This window comes from Campylobacter concisus, from assembly GCF_050447485.1.
GTDB lineage: Bacteria > Campylobacterota > Campylobacteria > Campylobacterales > Campylobacteraceae > Campylobacter_A > Campylobacter_A concisus_BQ.
In genome coordinates this window covers 746,946-767,314 of record NZ_JALMFY010000001.1, presented here as the reverse complement: position 1 = coordinate 767,314, position 20,369 = coordinate 746,946, and the positions used below count along the sequence as shown (strand labels likewise).

At 39.9% G+C, this 20,369-nt stretch carries 16 protein-coding genes; 7 read left to right on the top strand and 9 right to left on the bottom strand.

Annotation, left to right across the window (positions count from 1 at the left end):
• Positions 1 to 151 precede the first annotated feature (151 nt).
• Together MTT29_RS03920 and MTT29_RS03915 are read left to right on the top strand one after the other, a co-directional pair.
• Positions 152 to 868: a basic amino acid ABC transporter substrate-binding protein gene (locus MTT29_RS03920; protein ID WP_087583725.1), complete on the top strand. Its 717-nt coding sequence runs from the start codon at positions 152 to 154 to the stop codon at positions 866 to 868.
• A 100-nt stretch (positions 869 to 968) separates the two neighbouring features.
• Entirely contained in the window at positions 969 to 3,707 is a 2,739-nt protein-coding gene (locus MTT29_RS03915; protein WP_429799817.1) for a M16 family metallopeptidase, read from the top strand.
• Between the two features lie 219 nt (positions 3,708 to 3,926).
• On the opposite strand, the gene MTT29_RS03910 is transcribed toward MTT29_RS03915, so the two are convergent.
• Genes MTT29_RS03910 through MTT29_RS03900 form a run of 3 tightly spaced genes read right to left on the bottom strand, consistent with a single transcriptional unit; the run spans position 3,927 to position 5,428 of the window.
• On the bottom strand, positions 3,927 to 4,829 hold the full coding sequence (locus MTT29_RS03910) for a hypothetical protein (RefSeq protein ID WP_429799816.1): 903 nt from the start codon (positions 4,827 to 4,829) through the stop codon (positions 3,927 to 3,929).
• Between the two features lie 51 nt (positions 4,830 to 4,880).
• The gene (locus MTT29_RS03905) at positions 4,881 to 5,102 is read right to left on the bottom strand and encodes a hypothetical protein (protein ID WP_002941152.1); all 222 of its coding nucleotides are present in this window, start codon (positions 5,100 to 5,102) and stop codon (positions 4,881 to 4,883) included.
• Between the two features lie 32 nt (positions 5,103 to 5,134).
• The gene (locus MTT29_RS03900; protein WP_429799815.1) at positions 5,135 to 5,428 is read right to left on the bottom strand and encodes a putative quinol monooxygenase; all 294 of its coding nucleotides are present in this window, start codon (positions 5,426 to 5,428) and stop codon (positions 5,135 to 5,137) included.
• Positions 5,429 to 5,589: 161 nt separating this feature from the next.
• Here MTT29_RS03900 and MTT29_RS03895 point away from each other — a divergent pair, with 161 nt between their 5' ends.
• Both MTT29_RS03895 and MTT29_RS03890 read left to right on the top strand, forming a co-directional pair.
• Entirely contained in the window at positions 5,590 to 8,043 is a 2,454-nt protein-coding gene (locus tag MTT29_RS03895) for a molybdopterin-dependent oxidoreductase (RefSeq protein WP_429799814.1), read from the top strand.
• An 88-nt stretch (positions 8,044 to 8,131) separates the two neighbouring features.
• Complete coding sequence (locus MTT29_RS03890) at positions 8,132 to 9,238, top strand: D-TA family PLP-dependent enzyme (protein WP_429799813.1); 1,107 nt, start codon at positions 8,132 to 8,134, stop codon at positions 9,236 to 9,238.
• A gap of 328 nt (positions 9,239 to 9,566) precedes the next feature.
• On the opposite strand, the gene MTT29_RS03885 is transcribed toward MTT29_RS03890, so the two are convergent.
• The 6 genes from MTT29_RS03885 to MTT29_RS03860 all read right to left on the bottom strand — a co-directional run bounded on the left by MTT29_RS03885 (position 9,567) and on the right by MTT29_RS03860 (position 17,652).
• Positions 9,567 to 11,399, bottom strand: a complete 1,833-nt coding sequence (locus tag MTT29_RS03885) for a dynamin family protein (RefSeq protein WP_429799812.1) — start codon at positions 11,397 to 11,399, stop codon at positions 9,567 to 9,569.
• Positions 11,392 to 13,473, bottom strand: coding sequence for a dynamin family protein (locus tag MTT29_RS03880; protein ID WP_429799811.1), 2,082 nt, complete (start codon positions 13,471 to 13,473; stop codon positions 11,392 to 11,394). The genes MTT29_RS03885 and MTT29_RS03880 overlap by 8 nt, the downstream gene beginning before the upstream one ends.
• A 203-nt stretch (positions 13,474 to 13,676) precedes the next feature.
• Entirely contained in the window at positions 13,677 to 14,420 is a 744-nt protein-coding gene (locus tag MTT29_RS03875; protein ID WP_429799810.1) for a hypothetical protein, read from the bottom strand.
• Positions 14,421 to 14,971: 551 nt separating this feature from the next.
• On the bottom strand, positions 14,972 to 15,586 hold the full coding sequence (gene thiE / locus MTT29_RS03870; protein WP_429799809.1) for a thiamine phosphate synthase: 615 nt from the start codon (positions 15,584 to 15,586) through the stop codon (positions 14,972 to 14,974).
• The gene (gene thiD / locus MTT29_RS03865; RefSeq protein WP_429800454.1) at positions 15,579 to 16,337 is read right to left on the bottom strand and encodes a bifunctional hydroxymethylpyrimidine kinase/phosphomethylpyrimidine kinase; all 759 of its coding nucleotides are present in this window, start codon (positions 16,335 to 16,337) and stop codon (positions 15,579 to 15,581) included. The genes thiE and thiD overlap by 8 nt, the downstream gene beginning before the upstream one ends.
• Positions 16,324 to 17,652, bottom strand: a complete 1,329-nt coding sequence (locus MTT29_RS03860) for an aminotransferase class V-fold PLP-dependent enzyme (protein ID WP_429799808.1) — start codon at positions 17,650 to 17,652, stop codon at positions 16,324 to 16,326. The genes thiD and MTT29_RS03860 overlap by 14 nt, the downstream gene beginning before the upstream one ends.
• A 110-nt stretch (positions 17,653 to 17,762) precedes the next feature.
• Between MTT29_RS03860 and MTT29_RS03855 the strand changes: the two genes are divergently transcribed.
• The 3 genes from MTT29_RS03855 to MTT29_RS03845 are packed head-to-tail and all read left to right on the top strand — an operon-like array spanning position 17,763 to position 20,235.
• Positions 17,763 to 18,596, top strand: coding sequence for a DUF234 domain-containing protein (locus MTT29_RS03855; RefSeq protein WP_429799807.1), 834 nt, complete (start codon positions 17,763 to 17,765; stop codon positions 18,594 to 18,596).
• On the top strand, positions 18,593 to 19,579 hold the full coding sequence (locus MTT29_RS03850) for a sensor histidine kinase (protein WP_429799806.1): 987 nt from the start codon (positions 18,593 to 18,595) through the stop codon (positions 19,577 to 19,579). Before MTT29_RS03855 ends, MTT29_RS03850 begins: the two co-directional genes overlap by 4 nt.
• The gene (locus MTT29_RS03845; RefSeq protein ID WP_429799805.1) at positions 19,579 to 20,235 is read left to right on the top strand and encodes a cysteine hydrolase family protein; all 657 of its coding nucleotides are present in this window, start codon (positions 19,579 to 19,581) and stop codon (positions 20,233 to 20,235) included. Before MTT29_RS03850 ends, MTT29_RS03845 begins: the two co-directional genes overlap by 1 nt.
• The last annotated feature ends 134 nt before the right edge of the window (positions 20,236 to 20,369 follow it).

Genomic DNA, 20,369 nt, shown 5'->3' with positions numbered 1-20,369 from the left:
TACTCGTTTTAAAATTTGCCTGACCTCTTTTAGCGCACTTGTCTATACGCTTTACAAGCTTATATAAATTTCTGTTATTACGCTAAATTTAAACAAATTTTAATAGATAAATGCCGATAATTAGGGCATTAAATCACCTTAAAGGATAGACATGAAAAAGATCTTTGCTCTTTTACTGACAGCTTTTGTTGCTCTTTGTGCAAACGAGCTAAAATTTGGCACAGCGGCAAACTACCCACCATTTGAATATATCGATGAAAACAACAAAATAACAGGCTTTGACATCGATCTTATAGATGAAATTTCAAAGCGTGCTGGCTTTTCATACAAGATCATAAATATGAGCTTTGATGGCCTCATCCCAGCGCTTAAAGCTGGCAAGATAAATGGCATCATAAGTGCGATGAGCGCGACTCCTGATAGACTAAAGTCGATTGACTTTACAAAGCCATACTACCTAACTGAAAACATCTACCTAAAGAAAAAAGGCAACGACGCACTAAAGGCTAAAGAAGAGCTAGCAGGCAAAAAAGTAGGCGTGCAACAAGGCACCATCCAAGAGCTAGCTGCAAATGCGATAAATGGCGCAAAGGTAGTACCTTCAGAAGATACTGTGCCACTCATCATGGGGCTAAAAGTTGGCAAATTTGACGCAGTCATCCTTGATAGCTCGATCGGCTATGGCTTTATCAAGAAAAACCCTGAAATAGAGGCATTTTTCAAAGAGGTTGATGGTAGCGAGGGCTTTTCAATAGCTTTTGACAAAAATAAAGAGAGCGAGCTTATCGCTAAGATAAATCAAATTTTAGATGAGATGAAAAAAGACGGCAGCTACGACGCACTGCTTAAAAAATACGAACTAAAATAACACCTCCCAACTAGCCTGCAAATTTAGCAGGCTAGCTTTATCTTGCATTTTAAAATTTATACTAAAATCCGCTTTTACATAGAAATTTAAAGGACGGATTATGAGAAAAATTCTGCTACTTTTGTGCCTAGCGCTTAGCCTCTTTGCCTTGCAAAATGACAAAGATATGCTAAGTGGCGAGCTAAAAAACGGGCTAAAATACTATATAAAAGAGAATAAACTCCCGCAAAATACAGCCATCTTTTACCTAGTCGTAAACTCAGGCTCGACTGATGAGAGAGACGGCGAGCAGGGGCTTGCGCACTTTTTGGAGCACATGGCGTTTAATGGCAGCCGTGACTTTAGCAAAAATGAGCTCATTAAACAGCTTGAGAGCCTTGGGGTTAAATTTGGCGCTGATCTAAACGCGCAAACCAGCTACGATCAGACGAGCTACACGCTAAGCATAAATGTAAATGAGAAAAATTTAAAGGATGTTTTTAAGGTCTTTTCAAACTGGATCGATGGCGTAAAGATCGATGCAGGCGAGCTTGATAAGGAGCGTGGCGTCGTCATGGAGGAGGAGCGCCAGCGAAATACGCCAGCTTATAGGCTCTATCTTGCCCAAAGCAAGGACATCTTTGCAGGTAGCATCTATCAAAAAAGAGTGCCTATAGGCGACATGAACGTGATAAAAAGAGTGGATGCTAAGCACATGCAAGAGTTTTACGAGAGGCTTTATCAGCCAAGATTTATGAGCTTTGTGGCAGTTGGCGACTTTGATAAAAACGAGATAAAAGCTCTGATAGAAAAAAACTTTAGCGCAGCAAAAAACAGCAACTCATACGTTCATCCAGACAAAAGCATCGCTTTTAAAGATGGGCTAAATCTCTTTAACTACGACGCAAACGAGACGGCAGCTCAGTTTGTAAGACTTAGCTTTTTTGATAAATTTAAGCCGGTTTCAAGTGAGGCTGACGTGAAGCGAAATTTAAAAGATGCGCTAATAGCAAGCCTTATAAATATGCTTTATGAGCAAAAAAATGCAAATAATTCATCAAATTTAAGTGTTGATTTTATGGCGCAAACGCTTCAAGCAAAGCAAAAAATTTATAGCTTTGAGGCAAATGTGATCGGAGATGATTTTAACGCTAGTCTTAAAGATATGTTAAGTGTTTTAAAGGGCATTGAGAAATTTGGCTTTAATAAAGGCGATTTTGCCGATGTTAAAAAGGCGTTTGTGGCAAATGTAGAGGCTAAATTTAAACGCTCAAAAACTAAAAAATCAAGCGTTTATGCAAGTGAAATTTTAAATATGATCGAAAATGGAGGCTTTGTGCTAAGCGATGAAGATAGCAAAAACCTTAGCCTAAAGCTCTTAAACGAGATCACGCTAGAGGATGTAAATGCGAGATTTAGGCAAATTTTAGCCATACCTGATGAGCGCGTGAGGGTCTTTAGTAAAGATGGCTTTAAGCTTAGCAAAGATGCCTTTTTGAAGCTAAAAGATGAGGCAGAACCTTACGATACAAATTTAGCTAACCAGAGCCTAAATAAGAGCCTTGGCAATGAAAATTTAGAGCCAAAAGATATCCTTTCTAAAGAATTTGACCAAAAGCATGGCATCTACACTTATAAGCTGCCAAATGGCTCGCAAGTCATTTTTAAGCCACTAGCCACCAAAAAAGATAGCATCTTGTTTGCAGCCATTAGCAAGGGCGGCACTTCAGATCTAGCTGATCCTAAGCTTGGCGGCTTTGCGGTTGCGCTTACAAATGAAAGTGGCGTTGGCAAATTTAACAACTACGAGCTTTCAAAGGTGCTAAACGACAAGATAGTAAGCTACGAAAAGAGCATAGAGGCGCTTACACAGGGCATTTACGGCTCTTCAAGCAGTGGTGATCTTGGCTCACTGCTAGCTGTTATAAATTTAGAGTTTAGCTCTCCAAGAGCCGATGCAAACGTGCTTGAGAGGATAAAACAAAGAGCAAAAGATGAGTTATCTAAAGAGCAAAATTTGCCTGAATATAAATTTAGCACCGAATTTAGCAAGTTTTTTTACGAAAACAACAAGCGTGTAGCGCCCATTGAGATGGCTCAGATCGACGCTTTAAATTTAAAAGAGCTTACAAAGATCGTGCATGATAAATTTACAAATGCCGCCTCGTATATCTTTGTCATCATCGGCGACACCGACGAGGAGAGGCTTTTGCCACTTGTTAAAAAGTATATCGCCACCTTGCCAAAGCTTGGCGAGGCTGAAAATTTTAAAGATGACGGCGTGCGAAGTATCAAGGGAGAGCACACATTTAAAAGAGAGTATCAAAGCACAAAAAGAAGCGATGTGAGCGTGGATATAATAAATTTAGATACAAAATACAGCTTCAAAGAGGTGGTTAAGCTAAGAGCGCTAAGCTCAGTCTTAAAAACGGCGCTTCGTGAAAAGATCAGAGAGGACAAAGGCCAAACTTACGGCTTTAGCCTAAACGCTAGGCTCGCTCGCTATCCGTATGAGCACTCAAAGGCGGTGATCGGCTTTACTTGCGACCCTGCCAACACGGACAAGATCATCGCCGAGATAAAGGAGATAATAGCTAACATCAAGCGCAGTGGCGCGCTCTTGCCAAAACATTTGGAGGATTTTAAGGCGCAGAGTGAAATTTCTATAAAAAAAGACTACGAAAAGCCTGAGTTTTGGCAAAATCTCATCATCTCAAATAAAATTTTTAATACGCCACTTTACACGGCTGATGAGTATATAGATGCGGTCAAAGCGGTCACAAATGACGATATCAAAGAGGCTGCTAGGCTATATCTTGATGAGAAAAATATGGTGATAAGCATAAATAATCCGAAGTAGAATTTTGAGGGCAGCTGGCTGGCTCTTTAAATTTAAGACTAAGTAGAAAATTGAGAGGTCAAGCTAGCTTTTTAAATTTAAACTTGAATAGAAAATTTGGAGTTAAGCTAGCTCTTTAATTCAAATTTAAATAGAAATTTAGAGAACTAAGCCAGCCTCAAAAATTTAAGCAAAATAAATTTAGCACGCCAAGCCAGCCCCAAAATTTAAACTCTAAAGCTAAGCCAGTATATCCTTTGGCTTTAGCTCGTTTAGCTTTTGCACTAGATCATCAAAGCTTGCGCCATTTTCGACCTCACGCCTGATAAATTCCTCAAAAAACTCACGTTTTATATCTTTGTCCGTGTAGGTCACGCTCTTTTTGGTAACTTGCATAGGCTTAAATTTCTCTTCTTCTATATCCTCATCGCCATCTTCCCTAACTGGCACAAGAGCGATATTTTGCAGCACATCAGCGATATTTTCGCCCTTTTCATAGCTTGTTTTTAGAAATTTCAAAAACTCATCTTTGCTGTTTTTATCAGCGTAGCTTACACGCTGTAGCATCGCTTGACCTAAGATATCTATGCGCTTCTTAGCCGATGTTTGCTCGTATTGCAAAGCCCCGTCTTTAAAAGAAATTTTCACATTTGCATGCTCGCCAAGTATCCTTTCGGCGGTAAATTCCAGCCATTTGTCTTTAAATTCATCTATGCTTAGATCAGAATCTAGCAAATTTCTAGCTTCACGGCTTAGATGAAGTGCGCCATTATTGTAATTGATCATGATGCGAAGAGCGTCGGTGGCACTAGCGGATATATTGTAAGCTTTGTTAAACTCATCTACGCTAAAGCCGTTTTTCTCGCTAGTTAGGATGGAGCTTGCTCGCCAAAGCTTCGTGCTATCAACGAAATTTTTAAGGCTAGCAACTTCATCTTTACCCATCTTGCTATCAAGCCCGTTCATCTTGCCCCAGATAGAAATTTTATCATTTGACGAGTAGCCAGAAAGCGATAGGTGCTTGATATCCATGGTCTGAGGAGAAATTTTTACTTTGCCTAAATTTGCGATAGTCGTTGGCTGCTTATTAAAAGCGTCTTGATAGTTAAAGCTTTGATTAAGTCCATTTAGCGTGTTTATCATGTCAAATCCTTTAACACTATATCGGCAAATAAATTTAAATTTTAAGTTGGATTATTTTTTATTGCGGTATTTTTCGAAAATGGCGATCATCTGGTGCGAGTCTTGCGCGACTTTGAGCTTGTTTGGGTTTTTGCTAAGCAGCTCTTCTCTTAGGGCGTCTATAAATTCCTTGTCCTTTTTGCAGGCTTCAAGGCTCACACGCCCTCTAAGTATAGCCATAAACATAATATCGGCAGTCGCGTTTATCATCTCAAGCATCTTTTCTTCGCTCATTTTTCTAAATTTTGCCCCTTTTTAAGCAAATATTATTCCTTTACGCTTACAAAATTTATTATTTTCACCTCTTGGCTCTCTTTGCAAGCCTCCAGCACAGCCGCATTTTTCACCATGTGAGCGCTCTTCATGTGCTCTTTTTGGCTCTCTAAATTTTCCCAGCTCTCCATAAAGCAGTATTCGCTTTTAGTGCCTGCAACCACGCCACACTCGTAGCTTATGCATCCTTTGTCTTTTCTTGAAGCTGGCACGATCTCTTTTAAAATTTCTTCAAATTTCGCCTCGCATCCAGCTTTTAACTTTACATTTACATAAAATCCTACCATTTGCCTATCCTTTAATATTTTTTGGCTAAAATAACGCAATTTAGACGCAAGTTTGCGTATCACATTACAAGGCCTTTTCATGACAAGATGATACAAAATACTAAATTTATAACTCATAAAACCAACCAAAAATAATAAATTTAACCAAAATCGGAGAAAAAATGAAAAGACGAGACTTTTTAAAGCTTGGTGCCTTAAGCGCAGCAAGCCTTCAAGCAAAGGAGCTTGACGGAGCAGCTCAGGCGCTCTTTGACAAGCAAAGTGGCCTAAGTGCAAACAAATTTGGCCCATTTTATGTAAGAACTATCGCAGGGCGCGTTGTAGAGACTGAGCCATTTGAGGGCGATGCGTGCCCAAATGAGCTAAACAACGCACTTCTTGATCATATCCAAAATGAAAGCCGTGTAAAATATCCATTTGTTAGAAAGAGCTTTTTGGCTGATCCAAACAACCCAAAGCCAGAGCTTCGTGGCAAAGAGGAGTTTGTGCGCGTGAGCTGGGACGAGGCGATAAAGCTAAGTGCGAAAATTTTAAAAGAAAATTTTGATAAATACGGCTCTGAAGCGATCTACGGACAGGTTTATCAGTGGGGTAGCCTTGGCAAGGTTGGTCACAGCCAAAAGACCGCAAAGAGGCTACTTAACGTGCTTGGCGGCTATGTAAATGAGCTTGGTGGCTACTCATATGGCGCAGCGACTGTCATCATGCCGCATATCACTGGCTTTATCGACCCAACACTAGCGCCAACAAAGTGGGAGGCTATCTTAAAAAATGCCAAAACGATCGTATTTTGGGGCACAAACCCAGTCGTTTCAAACAAGATCGCCATTGGCGTGCCGCTTCACAACTCATATAAATACTACGATGAGATCAGAAAAAAAGGCGAAAGCGGCGAGATGAAAATTTATAGCGTCGATGTTTATCACAACGAAAGCGCAAGATATTTTGGCGCAAAGTACCTTGAAGTCGTGCCTTGCACCGATACAGCGATGATGATAGGTATGTGCAACTACCTTTTTGAAAAGGGACTTTACAGCAAAGAATTTATAGAAAAATACACTGTTGGCTTTGATAAATTTAAAGAGTATATGCTGGGCACAAAAGACGGAGTCAATAAAAACCTAGCTTGGGCAAGCAAAATTTGTGGCGTCAGTGAGCAAGAGCTGGCGAAATTTAGCGAGGATCTAGCCAAAAACGACTCAGTCATAGTTAGTGGCTATGCCATCCAAAGGCAAGATCATGGCGAGATGGCCTACTGGGCGCTTGTGACTCTAAATGCGATGCTTGGACACATCGGCAAAGAGGGTTGTGGCTTTGTCACAAATGACGGCATGCACAAAAACGCTGATGAAAGCTATATAGCGCCTAAACTAGCGGCTTTTGAGACGAAGGTGCCACAAAAATTTATTGATAGCGGCCTTGTGCCAAAGACTAAGGGCTATGAGCTGCCAAACTCAAGGCTCATAGACGCGCTTTTAAGCCCTGGCAAAGAGATAACTAGAAATGGCAAGAGCTACAAGCTACCAAAGATCAGAGTGATGTTTAACGCCAACGGCTCGACATTTACAAGGCACCCAGAGACCAACAGGGCGATAAAAGCTATGCAAAAAGTTAGTGCGATCATCACTTGCGAGCCATTTTGGACGAGCACGGCCAAATTTAGCGACATCGTCCTGCCAGCTGCGCTTGAGTGCGAGCGAACGGACATCGAGATGGCAAACTCAACTAGTGAGTATCTATTCGCCATTAAGCCGCTTGTTAAGCCATTTGGCGAGAGCAAGAGCGACTTCGAGATCGCAAGGCTGATCGCCAAAGAGTGGGGCAGGGAAGAGGCATTTAGCGAGGGCAAAAGCGAGCTAGAGTGGGTCAAAGAAATTTACGAAGATGCCGTTAAAAAGGCTGCTGGGCTTGGATATGAGAGCATGCCAAGCTTTGATGAGTTTTGGCAGAAGGGATATTTTAGATTTGACAAGGTCGATGAGAAAAAACGCTACTTTACAAACTATAAGAAATTCCGCGACGACCCAGTGGCAAATCCGCTAAAAACGCCATCTGGCAAGATAGAAATTTACTCTGAAACGGTCGCTGGCTTTGGCTATGATGACTGCCCACCGCATGCGACGTGGCTTGAGCCATTTGAGTGGCTGGGTGCAAAAAATAAAAAATACCCTATCGCCATCAGTGGCGCACACTCTAAATTTAGACTTCACTCGCAGCTAAATAACTCCGTGCTTCGCCATTTTAACGAGATCGCAGAGCGAGAGCCAGTGCTCATAAACCCAAAAACAGCCGAAGCTAGAGGGATAAAAATGGGCGACGTGGTGAAAATTTACAACGACAGGGGCGAAATTTTGTGCGGTGCATTTGTGACCGAGGACGTGCCACAAAACGTTGTCATCGTGAGCGAGGGTGCTTGGTACGACCCAGATGTGCCAGGCGAGAAGAGCCTTTGCTTGCACGGAAATTTAAACGTGCTCACAAAAGACGTGCCATCAAGCAAGATGAGCCAGAGCAACACCGCCCACACGAGCCTTGTCGAGGTCGAGAAATTTAAGGGTACGCCAAAACGTGTCAGGGCGTTTGACGCACCAAAGATCGGCGCAAGAAAGGCCTAAAAGTAACACTTTGAAAATTTAAAGTGCTAAAAGCTATCCTTTTTTAAATAATTAGAGTTAAAATCTAAGAAAAAAGAAAGGATAGCTAATGAAAATCGCTGAAATAGACACTCCAGCGCTGCTCATAGACAGGGAGATAGTGCTAAAAAACTTAGACAAAATGCAAAAATATGCTGATAAATTTAACGTAAGCTTAAGACCACATACCAAAACGCACAAGATGCCATACTTTGCGAAAATGCAAGTGGCTCACGGCGCAAAGGGCGTCACGGTGGCTAAGGTGGGCGAGGCTGAAGTGATGGCAAAAGAGGGGCTAAGCGACATTTTTATCGCAAATGAGATCGTCACAAGGCAGAAATTTGCTCGCATCATAGCTCTTTTAAGATCTGGCATTAAAGTGAGCTTTGGCATCGATAGCGTGGGCGTTTTAAGGCTCATTGATGAGGTATTTGGCGAGGCTGGCGAGATATCTAGGCTGCTTGTCGAGATAGAAGTTGGCGAAAACCGCTCAGGCGTCATAGAAGAGGGCGATTTTAGAGCTTTGATGAGTACTTTTAAAGAGTGTAAAAACGTGGAATTTTGTGGCGTTTTCTCGCATGATGGCCACTCATACAAGGCAAAAGATAAGCGTGAGTGCGAGCAAATTTTTAGGGTGGCAACCGACAGGACGCTAAAATTTGCTGATATCGCGCGTGAGTTTGGATATGAAAATTTCACCGTTAGCATCGGCTCGACGCCATCACTTATAAACGACTTTGAGATACCAAAAGGCGTTACGGAGCTTCGCCCTGGCACATATATATTTATGGATGCGTCGCAGGCAAATGCTTATGGTAGCTTTGATATGAACGCCGCTAGCGTGCTTAGCGTCGTGATCTCAAGGCCGACTGCGACCCGCACGATCCTTGATGCTGGGGCAAAGGCGCTAACCAAAGAGAGGCGCAGTGAGGGCTTTTGCACGACGCCTGGCATGGGGCTTATCGCAGAGCACGAGGTGTGGATAGATAGCCTATTTGACGAGCATGCGATCATCTTAAGCGAGAAATTTGCAAAAAGCGTGCGTGTGGGAGATCTCGTGCGTATCTATCCAAATCACATCTGCCCGGTGGTAAATTTGTATGATTACGCCTATCTCGTAAGCGGCGATGAGGTCTGCGAGAAAGTGCCAGTTTTGGCAAGGGGCAGGATAGAGTAGTGGTTTGGCTTGGTTTTATGCAAAAAATCAAATTTTAAAATTCAATAAAGCTTTTTTACAAATTTTAAAATTCCATTCGCTCGCAAGAATTGACTACTAAAATTTGGCTTCGCTTGCAGCTTAGCTTAAATTTTAGAGCCGAAATTACTCGCTCATGAAATTTTAAAATTTGCCTGACGATCACCTGATATGACAAAGCAAATTTATAAATTTTAAAATCTTACTCACTCGCCTTAGCAGACTACTAAATTTAGGCTTTGATATGCAGCTTACTCATGAAATTTTAAAATTTACAAGGCACTCACATGTGCAAGTTTAAAGTCAAATTTCACTTTAACATCACCGAACTCTCTTGCAGCTTTTCTAGCTTTAAAATTTGCTCAATTGGTTTTGCTTTTAGGCGCTCAAGCATCGCTATTTTTTGGGCGTAAATTTCATCAAATTCGGTCTTTATGTCAAGCAAAGTTTTATTTAAAAAAGAGTTATTTGAGCACATAAGATCGTCAAATTCATAAAGGCTAAAGGCATTTAGCATGCGCTCATAAACCTCTTTTGCGCTTGGGATGTAGAGTGGCGTGCCCATTTGCAGGTGCGAATTTAGCGAGTTTTCGATCTTTTGCTTTAGAAAATAAACCGCAAGCTTAAGCGCATTTTCGTAGTTTGATGCGACCTTTACGTCAAGCTTTTCAAAAAAGAGCGATATCTTTTGCGTCGCCTTAAATTTGGCATTTTCATACTCTCTTAAGAAATTCTCATAGGTCCTGCCAGCATAGGTATTTATCGATTTTGTCTCGTAGTTTGAGGCAAACTCATCAAATGGATTAAAGCTCTCATAGCGAGATTTATAAACGAAAAGCTCATCTTCTAAGCTTTTATAAAGCTCATCAAAAGCCGATATGATCTCATTTTCAAGCTCTTTTAGATCTCTTTTATAGCGTTTAAAAAATTTAGAAAAGACGATATCTTCGTAGATGAGCTTTGAAAAGACTTCGTCCGTGTCAAGGCTTATCATTTCAAAATTCTCGCGCTTATAAATTTCTTTGTTTAAAAGCGTCTTTGCTGGGTTAAATTTTGTCCTAGAAAATGGCTTAAGCAGCTTAAAAACTTCATCGCTTGCAAGCTTGATAGCTTCGCTCATATCGCTGTATCGCAGAGCGATTCTAGGTTTAAACTCCTCTTTTATAGCCTCTAGTTTTTCTTCAAGTGTGGCATTAAATTTATCCAAAATTTCATCAGCTGCGCTATAAACTTTTAGGCGATTTTCTTGCTCGCTAATTAAAAAATTTACTATCTTTTTCGCCCTTGCTTTTATGAAATTTTCTTTAAAGCTCGCACTTAAAAACGCCTCTTTTACCGCACTTAGTGCTTTAGCAAAATTTGAGCTTTCTAGCTCGCTCTTGTTTTCATTTGCGATGCCATTGAGCGCCTGCTTTGACGAGATGGCGATGATATCTTCAAAAAGCTCGCCGTAAGTTTGCCTAGCGTGCTTTAGCAAGCTTTCAAGCTCATCCTCGCTTAGCTTATCCTTTTGGTTGATGAAGCAAAGCGCCTTTAGATCGTTTGTCCTTAAAATTTCTTCTACGCTTTCAAGCTCGCTAGCCTTTGCAGCGTTGTTTGCGAGGCTTAGCCAGATCGCGCCACAGACTTTTTTGAGCGTGTTTTTAGTCTCTTTCGTGTCGGCATCTCGTAGTGAGTTTAGCCCGGGCGTGTCGATGAAATTTACCTCTTTTAAAATTTCACTTGGCGCATAAAGTGTCATGCTCTTTATCTGCTCGCTCATGGCGTTTAGCTCTGCAAGCTCACTGCTAGCTAGCAAACTCTCGCTACCATTTGTAAATTTCACGCTAAGAAGCGGCATCTTTGCAAATTTTAGCCGCACAGCCTTTGCCGTGACAGGCGTTAGACCTGATGGCAAGATATTTTGTCCAAGCAGAGCATTTAAAAATGTTGATTTGCCACTTGAAAACTGCCCTATAACAGCGATGAGAGGCGGCTCATTTAGAGTGTCGATTAGTAAATTTAGGCTCTCTTTTATCTCATCGCTTGCGTGCAGGCTTGGATCATTTAGCTCATTTACCAGCCTTGCTAGCTCGCCTTTAAAGTCGCTTGTAAAAACCTTAAAATATCTCGCCTTATAGGCATTTATAAACTCATTAAACATTTTCTAGCTCCCCTAAAAGCGAGCAAATTTCATCTTGCAAGGCGTTTTGCTCTTTTAGTTTTAATAGTGAGTTTTGATTTTGCGAGCTAAGCTTTTCTAGCTCACGATCTAGCTCTTTTAGCCTCTTATCAAGCGTGGCTTTTTGAGCGCTTTCATAGGTTTTTATGAGATTTAAAAGGCGATTTTTTTCGTGGTCAGTTAAAATTTCACAAAATTGAGAGATATTTTTATCTTTTAGCAAACCCTCTTTTAAGCTTAAAAGCGCTTCACTTGCGTCACTTGAAATTTTCGCTCTAAATGCAGCTAAAAGCTCCTTAAATTCAAGCTTTACGCCCATTTGCTCTAAAAAGTTATTGATGTTAAAAATCTCATCTTTGCTCATAGCGTAATCATCAAAATTTAAAGCGATGTTTTGCTCGCACGATCTTGTTTGCACCAAAGTTTCGTTTCTAGCCTCTCTCATAAGTGCCATCACACCGTCTCGAAGTGTCGTTTTTGCGATTTGCTCTAGGCGCTCAAAATTTAAGCTTTGCTTTTTGCTTTTGCAGTAGGCTATCTCGCTTTTTACCTTATCGTTTAGGTTTTGTAAAAGCGTCTCAAGCCCCATTTTATAGATGTTTTTGGTGTTGCTGCTTTCAAGCTTTGCAAGCTCGTTTTGAGTTAGGCTTTCAAGTTTAAAGAAATTTTCACTAAGTGCGTTTTTGACGTTTGCCTGCTCATTTTGAAGCTTTTTAAGCCCTACTTCATAAGCTTTGAGCGACAAAATTTCAGCCTTAGTGGCCTCAAGCTTGATATTTAGGATATTTTTTAGCTCCTTTTGATAGGAGCTTAAGATAAGGGCTGATTTTTTAGAATTTTTGCCAAAGAGCACCTCGTAAAGATAGTCTTTAAACTCCTCTACACCGCTATTTGCAGCACCTTCTAAGTAGCTTTTTGCACTAAGCGCAAAATAATCAATCTCAACGCCATTTATCTGCTCAGCAATCGCTTTTTTAGTGTAGTTTAGCGTCTCGTTTAGCTCTTTAGCACTTAGCTCATCAGCGTGAGTTAGCACCACAGCAAGCCTTACGATGTGCGAGTTTTCAAGGCATTTTTTTAAAAATAGAGCGTCTTTTTGCGTGGCACTTTGCGAGGCATTCATGAGGTGGGCTAAAAGGTCGCACTTCTTCATAAAATTTGTAGTGATCTGCTCCCTTAAAACCACCGCATCATCGATGCCTGGCGTGTCTATGATGCAGACGTTGTCCTTTAAAAGCTCCAAATCGTCATAAAGCTCGACGCTTTTTACGAGATTTGCCGTTTTTGAGCTTGAAGAGGTGTAGTTTTTTATCTCGTCTATGCCGATATCTACGCTTTTGCTTGGTAAATTTTCGCTTGGTACGCCAAGTGCTAAAAGCTCATCTAAGGTGTAAAAATTTACCCTTGCAAAGCTATCTTTGGAGTATTTTAAAATGGTTAAATTTATCGTTTCTGGCACGTTTGAAGCGCCAAGAACGGGTTTGTTTAAAAGGGCGTTTAAAAGGGTTGATTTGCCAGAGTTTATAACGCCACTTGCAGCTATGTTAAAAAGCGTTTCGTTTGATCTTTTTTTGGCAGCCATAAGTGCCTCTAAAAATGTTTTATCGCTATCAAGTAAGCTTGCTTTTTCGTTTATCTCATTTAAAAAGTCTAGGTTTTTATGAAAGTGATCTTTTGGCTTGGCATGAGAAATTTTAGCCTCATTAGCCCCTTTGTTTTTGCTTATGATCTTTTCTAAAAAGGCAAATTTCTCATTATCTATGATCTTTTCATCACGCAATATTTCTAGGTATTTTAATATCTCATCGCTTGAAATTTTAGCCTCGTTTAGCGCCTTAAGAGTCGCAAGCTGCGCACTTTGTATGCTAAATATATCTAGCTCAACCTTAAGCCTTTTTAGCACCGCTCTAAACTCATCAAGCGCCATAAATTGATCTAAATTTTTCTCGTCGCAAACTAAAAGAAGAGCTAGCAGATCTGGATAAAATGGCACGCTAGCAGCAGCATTTGTATAAATTTTATTTGCACGCCAAGCCTGTTTTAAAAACTCATCCATAAAGACTCTTTTTGTTGATATTTTGGGATTTTATTAAATTTTTACTTATGAAGCTATCAAAGAAGAGTTACGAGCTTTAGTAGATGGTAAAATATAATTTTAACTTCTCAAAATAATAAATTTGCTCTTATCAAAATGAGCAAGAGTATGCTTTTAAAATGTAATACTTTTAAACTTAAATATATTTATTTTAGTATCAAAATTTATCTTGCGTAAAACATCGCCACCAAACCGCGGTTTATATCTTTTGTATCGCCGTCATCTATCTTTGTAACCTTTGAGATATTAACACTTTTATCACTATTTATCGTGAAAGTAAGTTCAATAACTCTCTCATTTATCTTTTTAGTATTTTCACCAAAATAGATCAATTCTGGCTCTTTTTGCGAGTAGTAGGCAGCGTATTTGCTTTGGGCTACGACGTTGTCAAAGACCCATTTTTGCTTCATATCTAAAATTTGAGCAAGCTCATTTTTAAACTCAAGGTCACAGCTAACAGAGGCTATATAGCTAGCGCTTTCTTTCGTCGGATCAAATTTACAGTGCTTGTTTGCGATGGATAAAATAGTCTCTTTATCTATGCTTTTACCGTTCTTTAATATGCTATTTGCGCTATCAAGTGCTAGCTCCAAGCTGTTATCAACTTTTTTTTGCTGAGCAGCCTTGGCATTATTTATAGCTTTTATGTAGCCGTTATTTTTTCTTTTAAACTCATCTTCAAGTACTTTTTTCCCCACTACGCAGCTTACTTTAACCACTTTCTTTCCATCGCTACTAATGTCTTGCCACTGAGTACTTGAGCAACCTTTAAAGCTATCTATCGCCGAGCCTATCGTTATTGATTTATTACCTTTTAAAATATAGTTTTTAACAATGCCTATATTGCTTTCCTTGCAGCCCACTAATAATAAAAGTGCGCTACATCCTAGAAATAGAGCCTTTTTCATCATTTTACCTTTTTGTAAATCTGACAAAATAGTACCAAACTAAAGTTTAAATTATTATGATTTTATTAAAATAAATTACATAAATATAATTTATTAAAATAGTTTTAGAAAATTTAAGAAAAAATAAATTTTATAAATGAATAATTCTAGTGGTCAATTCTTGCCAGCAGTAAAAGTTTTAAAATTTGTAAAAATAGTTTTTTAGAAATTTAAAGTTTTTATCAAAATGGAGACAAGGGGGGCTTGAGTTACGAGGCCGTCCCCTTATTCCCCTTTTAAAATCCCCTGTCTGCTTGCAGTTACGAGACAAAGTCGAAGTAAAATCCCCTCGCACGCTAGATGTGCATGCTTCAGTGCTAAAGCACTGCATGCGGTTTATTTTTAAGAAATTTCTAGCAAATTTTAAAATTTATGAGCGAGCATATCACGGCTCTAAATTTTGTAGTCTGCTAAGGCGAGTGAATAAGATTTTAAAATTTTGAGTAAAAGTCGTATAAAAATATTTAAATTTATAATTTTTAAGCAAATTTAGTCAAAAAGCCACTTTTATCCTAGAAATTTGCCTTGATTATCTTTTGTAAATTTTTTATATTTTCTTTGATGTTACCATCTTTGTAGATCGCTGAGATAACGGCGATGAGATCGGGATTTGCATAGGAGAGTGAGCCGATATTTGTCTCATTTATGCCACCTATCACGCAAACAGGTAGGTTTAAAATTTGCTTTGCCTCTTTAACCACTTCGAGATCACATTTTGGGGCATTTGGCTTTGTGGGGCTTACAAAAACAGAGCCAAAAGCAACGTAGTTAGCCCCGTTTTTAGCGGCATTTATGGCTAAATTTATATCGCCATAGCAACTAACGCCAACATATGCGTCTTTGCCCAAAATATCAAATGCCTCTTTTATACCCTCGTCCTCTTTGCCTAGATGAACGGCCTTTGCGCCTATCTTTTTAGCAAATTTGACATCGTCATTTACGATAAATTTCGTGCCAAATTTCTCACATAAATTTAAAATTTCACTTGCAAGCCTTTCATTTTTGACCGCTTTTTTTGACCTAAACTGAAAAAATTTAACCCCGCACTCCAAAATTTCTCTTGTGTACTCCAATGCCAAATTTTCAGGCATTAGCAAGTCATCACTGATAGCGTAAATTTCAGCCATCAAGCCCCTCTTTATGATCTATAAGTCTTGCGCCAAATTTACTTTTATGAACATTTTTTATCCCATTTGCCACAAATTTTTTAGCCATTTTTATGGCGCTTATTAGATCGTTTTGTTGCGCTAAAATGGCCGCTAGCGAGCTTGAGAAGCTACATCCAGCGCCGTGCATCACTCTAGGCTCAAAAAGCTCCTCGCTAAATTTCATCACTTCGCCACCTTTTAGATAGAGCGTATCCTCGCAAATTTCACCAACCTTTGTTCGCTTTAGCACCATATCGCAAGGCAAATTTGCAAAGTCAATACCCAAAATCCTAGCCTCATCTACATTTGGCGTGGCGATAGTTGCGAGGTTTAAAAGCTCTTTTAGCGCTTCGATCGCTGCGTCTTCAAGCAGTTTTGCCCCTGACTTTGCCACACAAACTGGGTCTATGACAACTGGCACATTTTTAGCTCTTAACTCCTTTAAAAACGCGCTTACAACGGCTATTATCTCCTCATTAAAGAGCATGCCAACCTTCACAGCGTCTATATCAAGCTCGGCTAGCACCATCTCAAACTGCGCTTTTACCATGCTTGCAGGCATCGCAAGCACGCTGCTAACGCCATTTGTATTTTGCGCGGTCACGGCTGTGATGACGCTTGCGCTAAAGCAACCAAATGTCTCGCAACTTTTTATATCCGCCTGCACTCCTGCACCACCGACGCTGTCGCTTCCCGCAACTATCAAAACATTTTTCTTACTCACCGACACACCCACTTATCTCTTTTACGTCAAAAGGGTCTTTAACCTGCCACGAAAGTGCGTATTTCTCGATACTTTTCTTGATCGCACTCACCAAATAATCAATATCCTCAAAGGTATGCGTATAGTGCAGGCTAACTCTCACCCAGCCTGGCTTGTGGGTGAAGCTTGGATCCTCTTTTAGTCCCAAAAGATCGTGTCCGTATGAGCCTGCGCACGAGCAGCCAGCGCGTGTTTGTATGCCATACTCTTTGCTTAAAATTTTTGAAAGCTCGTATGGAGCTACGTTTTTTACATTAAATGAAAAAATGGCAAGGCGCTTTAAATTTGGTGGGCAGTAGCTTATAAGCTCTGGGATTTCTCTTAGCCTTTGGCAAAGATAGTCGCTAAGCTCGCTTTCGTTTTCATAAATGGTAGCAAGCCCTATCTCTTCTCTTAGCTTGTAAGCCAAATTTGCCCGTATAAGCCCCAAAATAGGCGGTGTGCCAGCCTCTTCAAGTGCCTCTTGATCCTTTAAAAATATATGGTAGTTTTTGCTCACATAGCTTACCGTGCCACCGCCTGCAAAGCTTGGTACATCGTCATTTGCTAGCACTTTTTTGATTGCCAGTAGCCCACAACTGCCAACTCCGCCAAGAAGCTTATGCGGCGAGATAAAGAGCGCGTCAAAGTAGTCGCAGTCTAAATTTGCATAGGCACTAAGGCTCGCCACATCAAATGCCACGATGCCGCCAAATTTCTTAACAAGCGTATAAATTTGCTTGTAGTCGCTTATGACGCCTGTGACGTTTGAGGCTGCGCTAAAGCTAGCGATGATCTCGCGCCCTGCGTTTATCTTTAAAATTTGCTCCAAGTGAGATAGATCGATGCTGCCATCTTTTGCGAGCCTTATACGCTCAACCTCGCAAAGAGCCTCTTTAAAGCTCACCTCATTTGAGTGGTGTTCGTAAGGGCCAAGTATGACTAGCGGCGAGTCGTTGTTTGGCTTTAGATCAAACCTTCTTTTAGCAGCTGGAGGCACGTAAAGCCCCAAAAGCTCTTGAAATTTCTTGATCGCACCAGTGGCGCCGTATCCAGTGGCTATGAGATAAAATCTATCATCAAGCCCCAATGCACGCTTTAGTTCGCTTCTAGCGTTATCATATAAAAGCTGCGTTTTATAGGCGTTTGAGGATGTTAGCGAGTGGGTGTTGGCGTATGTTTTTAAGATATCAGCGACCTCGTCCTCGATAGGCTTATACGCAAGTCCTGAGGCGGTGTAGTCGAAATAATGTATCCCTTTTTTTAAAATAATATCTCTTCTAATGTGCTCTAAATTTACCAACTTTAGCCTTTTAGTTTTTGCGTGATTATAATTAAAATTTTCTAAAAATATGCTACAATCCGCCACACAAAGGATACGAAATTTTAGCCATAAAATCGACATTTGAGCGGATGAAGCACCTTGGTATTGCTGAAGTTATAAAATTTCATCTTGTTTTTGATGACTTTTTATTAAAGGGCTCATACTACGATGTTTTTGAGGCGATCAGGGCTGAAATTTTAGATGATTATAAAAATTTGATGGCTAGGTTTTACTTTGACGAGGATAGCGACGAGGCCATCAAAATGGCTCTCATTAAGCTTGCTAGAAGCGACAGAAAGAAATTTAGTATAAACAAAATTTTGACCCAAAGCATGACAAATATGGTCTATGCAAAGCTTTTTAGTAAGGATTTTTTAGTGCTTGAAAAGAGCCAAGAAAAGCCACGAGTAAAAAACAAGCGTCAAATTTTAAAAAAGAGCGAGCGAGCTTATAAGATAGAGGATAAAATTCATTTTAATAGCCATTTTTCAAGGTTTTGGTTTAGATTTATCGAGCCAAATTTAAGCCTTTTAAAAGAGGGCAAGAGTGAGGAAATTTTAGAGCTTATAAGAAGAGAATTTGATGAGTACGCGAGCCTTGGATTTGAGCTTTTAAGCGGCGAGCTAATGGCTAAAAAGCTTGGATTTAACGGCATTTTACTAAGCTCATTTTGGAGCAAAAATATAGAGCTAGACATGCTTTTTAGCATAAATGGCAAGATAATAGTCGGCGAAGCAAAGTACAAAGAGCGAAAAATTTGCAAAAATGTCTTAAATTTAGTGCTTCACAAGTGCGAAAGGCTTGGCATAAAGCCCGATATCGTGGCGCTTTTTTCAAAAAGTGGCTTTAGCAACGAGCTTTTAGGCTTAAAAGATGAGCGGCTTAGGCTTTATGAGATAAAAGATTATGAGGAGTTGCTGTGAGTGATATCGATATACAAAATGGCCTAAAAAGCCTGATAGAGCAGACCTATCTGATAGAGCGTGAGTATAAAAATTTGACCGCTTCTTATATGAGCTTGCAAGGTTTTATAAAAGATATCGTGGAAATTTTGCCAAATGCCATTTGGGTGCTTGATGAAAATGATGAAATTTTCTTGCAAAACTCAGAGGCACAAAAGCTCGGCAAGGCGTTAAATTTCGTTCCAAAAGATGAGGGCGAGCTAAATTTTGGCTCACAAATTTATCTAGTAAAAAAGGTGGTCAAAGATGATAAAAAGATCATCTCAGCTACCGACATAACGCAGGAAAAACGCACCGAACGCCTAGCCTCGATGGGTCAAGTAGCAGCACACCTAGCTCACGAGATAAGAAACCCCATAGGCTCTATCTCGCTTTTAAATTCCACCCTTTTAAAAAGGGCTGAGCCAAAAATTTTGCCTATCGTCGAGCAGATACAAAAGGGAATTTGGCGAGTTGAGCGCATCATCAAAGCCACACTTCTTTTTACAAAAGGGCTTAGCATCACGCCAAAGGAATTTAACTTTTTAGACATCAAAAGTGAGTGCGAAGAGGCGCTTAAATTTTATGAGTATTCAAAAGATATAACTTTTGAGCTAAATTTCCCTGACGCCACATATGAGGGCGACTTTGACCTCATAGCGATGGTTTTTCAAAACATTTTATTTAATGCGATCGATGCTATCGAAGAGGACGAAAACGACGAAGGCGTGGTGAGACTAAGCTACGAAAAGACGCCAAATGAACATAAATTTATAGTCTATGACAGCGGAGTTTCTATAAAAAATGAAAACATCGTCTTTGAGCCATTTAAGACGAGCAAACTAAAGGGCAATGGCCTAGGACTGCACCTTTGTCTGCAGATAATAGAAGCGCACAAAGGCAGCATAGAGATAACCCTTGAGCCAAAGACATTTTGTATAAATTTACCTATAAAGGAGAAGTGATGAATGAAATTTTAGATGAGCTAAATGCGTGGCAAAATGGCCTAAAGGCGCTTAAATTTAGTGAAATTTTTAAAAATGGCAGCGAAAAAGTGGCATTTATAAGCGTTGATATGATAAATGGCTTTTGTTGTGAAGGCGCACTAGCTAGCAAGCGTGTGGGTGAGCTCTCAAAGGGTATAGCAGATACTTTTAAACTAGCAAGGGATAAATTTGACCTTAAAAATTTCATCCTCATCCAAGATGCTCATGAGCCAAATTCAGCTGAGTTTGCGAGCTTTCCAGCTCATGCCTTAAAAGGGCAAAATGAAGCACAGGCAGTTGATGAGCTAAGAAATTTAGACTTTTTTAATGAGATGAAGACTTTTTATAAAAACTCACTTAGCATCGCTTACTCGCAGGAGTTTAATAAATTTATAGGCAAATTTGATAGCTTTGTCATTATGGGCGACTGCACCGATATGTGCATCTATCAGCTTGTTTCTCACCTAAGACTTAGCGCAAATGAGCAAAATTTAAAAAGAGAGATCATCGTGCCTGCAAATTTAGTGCAAACCTACGACGCACCAGGGCATAGCGGTGATTTTTATCAAAATGTATTTTTACATCACATGCAAATGGCACTAAACGCACGTGTAGTAAAAGAGCTAGAAATTTAGCCATATATTTATATTAAAAACAATTATCAAGTTATAAAATTTAGCGCTTATCTATCGTATTTATATAATTAATAACGCAGATTTGCGCTAATTTTCAGATCTATTCTCTTTAAATTTCTCTTCTTATAAAATAT

What these genes read in the sequence shown, in the direction of transcription:
- MTT29_RS03920 (WP_087583725.1), top strand. Translation starts at nt 152, where the DNA reads ATGAAAAAGATCTTTGCTCTTTTACTGACAGCTTTTGTTGCTCTTTGT.
- MTT29_RS03915 (WP_429799817.1), top strand. Translation starts at nt 969, where the DNA reads ATGAGAAAAATTCTGCTACTTTTGTGCCTAGCGCTTAGCCTCTTTGCC.
- MTT29_RS03910 (WP_429799816.1), bottom strand. Translation starts at nt 4,829, where the DNA reads ATGATAAACACGCTAAATGGACTTAATCAAAGCTTTAACTATCAAGAC.
- MTT29_RS03905 (WP_002941152.1), bottom strand. Translation starts at nt 5,102, where the DNA reads ATGAGCGAAGAAAAGATGCTTGAGATGATAAACGCGACTGCCGATATT.
- MTT29_RS03900 (WP_429799815.1), bottom strand. Translation starts at nt 5,428, where the DNA reads ATGGTAGGATTTTATGTAAATGTAAAGTTAAAAGCTGGATGCGAGGCG.
- MTT29_RS03895 (WP_429799814.1), top strand. Translation starts at nt 5,590, where the DNA reads ATGAAAAGACGAGACTTTTTAAAGCTTGGTGCCTTAAGCGCAGCAAGC.
- MTT29_RS03890 (WP_429799813.1), top strand. Translation starts at nt 8,132, where the DNA reads ATGAAAATCGCTGAAATAGACACTCCAGCGCTGCTCATAGACAGGGAG.
- MTT29_RS03885 (WP_429799812.1), bottom strand. Translation starts at nt 11,399, where the DNA reads ATGTTTAATGAGTTTATAAATGCCTATAAGGCGAGATATTTTAAGGTT.
- MTT29_RS03880 (WP_429799811.1), bottom strand. Translation starts at nt 13,473, where the DNA reads ATGGATGAGTTTTTAAAACAGGCTTGGCGTGCAAATAAAATTTATACA.
- MTT29_RS03875 (WP_429799810.1), bottom strand. Translation starts at nt 14,420, where the DNA reads ATGAAAAAGGCTCTATTTCTAGGATGTAGCGCACTTTTATTATTAGTG.
- thiE (WP_429799809.1), bottom strand. Translation starts at nt 15,586, where the DNA reads ATGGCTGAAATTTACGCTATCAGTGATGACTTGCTAATGCCTGAAAAT.
- MTT29_RS03855 (WP_429799807.1), top strand. Translation starts at nt 17,763, where the DNA reads ATGAAGCACCTTGGTATTGCTGAAGTTATAAAATTTCATCTTGTTTTT.
- MTT29_RS03845 (WP_429799805.1), top strand. Translation starts at nt 19,579, where the DNA reads ATGAATGAAATTTTAGATGAGCTAAATGCGTGGCAAAATGGCCTAAAG.